1 protein-coding gene is annotated in these 634 nt (G+C 50.2%); it reads left to right on the forward strand.

Annotated elements, in window-relative coordinates; translation table 11 throughout:
- On the forward strand, positions 1 to 634 hold a 634-nt coding region (locus AU074_RS34995), incomplete at both ends, for a hypothetical protein (RefSeq protein WP_178106616.1).

Raw genomic sequence — 634 nt, forward strand, 5'->3', positions numbered from 1 at the left:
AAGGGAAGAAAGGAGAAAGAGAAGGGGAAGGAGAGAAAAGAGGAGAAGAGAAAGAAAGAGGAGGAGGAGGGGGAGGAGGAAAGAAGGAAAAAGAAGAAAGAAAAGGGAGAGGAAGGGAGGGGAGGGGGGAAGGGGGAAAAGAAGGAAAAGAAGGGGGAGAGGGAGGAAGAAGGGGGAGAAGAAGAGAGGAAAAAGGAGGGGGAGGGGAAAGAGGGGGGGGGGAAAGAAGAGAAGAAAAGAGAGAAGGAGAAGAAGGAGGGGGAGAAGAAAGAAGAGAAGGGGGGGAAGAGAAAGGGGAGGGAGGAGGAGGGAGGGAAGGAGAAGAAGGAAGGAAAGAAAGAGAGGGGGGAGGAGAAGGGGGAAGAGAGGAAAGAGAGGGAGGAGGGGAAAGGGGAAGGGGAGGAAGAGAGGGGGGAGGAGAAAAGAAGGAGGAAAAAAGAAAAGAAGAGGAAGAAGAAGAAAAAGAAAGGGAAAAAGAAGGAAGAGAAGGAAAGGAAGAAGAAAGAGAAGAAAGAGGAGAAGGGAAGGGAGAAGAGGAAGAAGGGAAAAAAAGGAAAAAAAAAGAAAGAAAAGGAGAAGAAAGGGGGGGAAGAGAAAGGGGAGGGAGGAGGAGGGAGGGAAGGAGAAGAAGGAA

This window comes from Pseudomonas sp. ATCC PTA-122608 (genome assembly GCF_001952855.1).
GTDB lineage: Bacteria > Pseudomonadota > Gammaproteobacteria > Pseudomonadales > Pseudomonadaceae > Aquipseudomonas.